Here is a 2,795-nt window from a genome sequence, read left to right as displayed (position 1 = left end):
CTCCTCGCTGAGCCCGGCCCGTCTACGCCGGCGGCGTAGACGGGCCGGGCTCAGCGAGGAGGCGCGCGAGGAGTTCGCCGCGCGGCTCGCGGACGCGGTGGGCGCCACCGCGGCGGGCGAGGCCGCCGAACGGGCCTGGCTGCGCAACGCCAACCGGGCCTGCGGCACGCCCTGGCTGCGGCTGTGGCGCTGGTACCAGAAGCGCGGTACGGCGGCGACCGGCCGCCATCGGACGGGCGCCCAGGCCGACGAGGAGGCGACGGCACGCCAGCGCGTGGAACAGGCGGTCCGTACGGTGGCCGACCGGGCCTCGGCCGGGCTGCCGGCGCCCTGGGCACAGGCGGTGCGCGAGGCGGCCGTACGCGGTGCGCAGGGGCTGCCGGAGGCGCTGGACGAGCTGGCGGAGCGGGCCGGGGGCCCCTCCGGGCGGCCGCCGCGTCCCGGCTGGTGGCCGGCGGCGGTGCTGGTCCAGGCGGCGATGACGCTCCTCCAGATCGCGGGCGGGCTGTGGCTGGTCGGGCAGATCGCCGGGGTGATGGCGCCCAATCTGGGGGTTCCGGTGCTGTTGATGGTGTGCGGCATCGTCGGCGGGCCGCTGGTGGAGTGGGGCTGCCGGATGGCCGCGCGAGGGCCCGCGAGGCGGTACGGCCAGGACGCGGAACGGCGATTGCGCGAGTCGGCCGCGAGCTGTGGACGGGCGCGGGTGCTGGATCCGGTGGCGTCGGAGCTGCTGCGGTACGGAGAGGTGCGGGAGCAGTACGGGAGGGTGGTGCGGGCGGAGGCCGGGGTGGGGTGAGTTAGGGGCCGTACGGTCCGTCGGCGATGGTGTGCCGGTGGTCGTCACTCGTGCGGGTGGCGGAGTTTTCCACAGGTGCGGGGGCCGTCCACAGGGCTCAGCGGGCTCGGCCCGGCGGAGGCAGTCTGAGGTCGTGGCAGACGCCGCCGTACGGGACGGGCCCGTACGTACGTCCGCCCGCCCGGCCGAGTGCGCCGGGCGGGGAGGGGAGCGCGAAGATGCATGAGACCGTGGTCTGTGTGGTGGGCAATGTGGCGACCGCGCCGGTGTACCGGGAGCTGGCGGCGGGGCCGTCGCTGCGGTTCCGGCTCGCGGCGACCGCGCGTTACTGGGACCGGGAGAAGAGCGCCTGGACGGACGGGCACACCAACTTCTTCACGGTGTGGGCCAACCGCCAGCTCGCCGCCAACGCGATGGCGTCGGTGGAGGTGGGGCAGCCGCTGGTCGTACAGGGCCGGCTGAAGGTGCGCACCGACGGGCGCGACGGGCAGCAGCAGTGGGCGTCGGCGGACATCGACGCCACCGCGATCGGCCATGACCTCTCGCGGGGTACGGCGGTCTTCCGTCGCGCGGGCAAACCGGAACCCCCCGCCGGGGCCGCCCGACCCGAGCCCGACTGGGCGACCCCGGTCCCGCCGGACACCGGTGAGGACACCGCCGCCCAACAGGCCTCGGAACCAGCCACAGTGACGTGAAGTCAGCTGTTCGTCCGGGTGGATTTATCGATAAGCACTGTTCAAGGGCGGTCCGGCGATAACGATTCCGGATCGGAAACGCCATCGGATCATCCGACCGGCCAGAGAGGCACAGCCCGAGTCCATAGGATGCCGGGCGTGCCCCTCGGGGCCGCCGATTCTGCTGGTGGGACCCGTCCCCCACGTCCAACGGGTCCTGCTCGAAGGGGAATTCTGTGCTTGCTGCGCTCTCTGGTTTCCGCCGGTCCACCACCGTGGCCCGCCTGGCCGCCACCGCCACGGTGTCCGGGCTCGTGGCGGCCGGCGTGCTGTCCGGCGCGGGTACGGCCGCGGCCGATGTGGCCCCGCAGACCGAGGGCGGGGCGAGCGCCGCCCTGGACGGCCTGAAGATCTTCGGCGAGGCCGTGGTCCATGAGGCCGGCGGCGACCAGCGGGTGTCGGCGGGCCTGTTCGAGATGTCCGTGGACGGCGGCGGCACCCTACAGACGTACGGCGTCGACCTGCACAGCCCGGTCCAGCGCGACGCCCGCTACCAGGAGACGTCCTGGAGCGGCACCTCGCTGGGCACCAACCGGGACGCGGGCAAGATCGAGTGGATCGTGCAGCACTCCTACCCCCAGGTCAACGACCTCGCCGCGCTCGCCCACCGGGCCGGCGTGGGGAGCCTGACCGAGCAGGACGCGGCGACCGGCACCCAGGTGGCCATCTGGCGGTACTCGGACCACGCCAAGGTCGACGCGGTGGCCCCGGGCGCCGAGAAGCTGGCCGACTACCTCCAGCGCAGCGCCCGCGCCGGCGGCGAGCCGGGGGCCTCGCTGACCCTGGACCCGGCCGCGGTCTCCGGCCGCCCCGGGAGCGTGGTCGGACCGGTGACGGTGCACACCAACGCGGGCGCGGTCGCGGTGATACCGCCCGCGGACGCGGCGACCAGCGGGGTGCGGATCACCGACAAGACCGGCAAGGCGCTCACCACGGCGAAGAACGGCAGCCGGATCTACTTCGACATCCCCGCGGACGCGGCGGACGGCTCCGCCCAGCTGAGCGTGCAGGCGTCGACGACGGTCCCGGTGGGGCGTGCCCTTGCCTCCGACAGCCGCAGCCAGCCCCAGATCCTGGCCGGCTCCAGCGAGTCCGCGGTCTCCGCGAGCGCGACGGCCGACTGGGCCGCGCAGGGCGCGATACCGGCGGTGTCGGCGCGCAAGGACTGCGCCAAGGGCACGGTGGACATCACGGCCGTCGACAAGGGCGACCAGCCCTTCACCTTCAGCCTGATGGGCACCGAGCACACCGTCCCGGCCGGCGCC

Annotated in this window: 2 protein-coding genes and 1 pseudogene; all 3 read left to right on the top strand. The window is 74.5% G+C overall.

Features of this window, described 5'->3' with window-relative positions; translation table 11 throughout:
- Nucleotides 1-14: 14 nt before the first annotated feature.
- Nucleotides 15-796, top strand: a pseudogene (locus CCN72_RS36390) (ATP-binding protein); the annotation flags it as partial.
- Nucleotides 797-1,014: 218 nt separating this feature from the next.
- Complete coding sequence (locus CCN72_RS36385) at nt 1,015-1,491, top strand: single-stranded DNA-binding protein (protein WP_086812618.1); 477 nt, start codon at nt 1,015-1,017, stop codon at nt 1,489-1,491.
- A 215-nt stretch (nt 1,492-1,706) separates the two neighbouring features.
- On the top strand, nt 1,707-2,795 hold a 1,089-nt coding region (locus CCN72_RS36380), incomplete at its 3' end, for a thioester domain-containing protein (RefSeq protein WP_425276205.1).

It is taken from the genome of Streptomyces murinus, assembly GCF_002154555.1.
GTDB classification, from domain to species: domain Bacteria; phylum Actinomycetota; class Actinomycetes; order Streptomycetales; family Streptomycetaceae; genus Streptomyces; species Streptomyces murinus.
The sequence above is the reverse complement of the archived record's forward strand: the minus strand, read 5'-3'. Positions and strand labels throughout refer to the sequence as shown.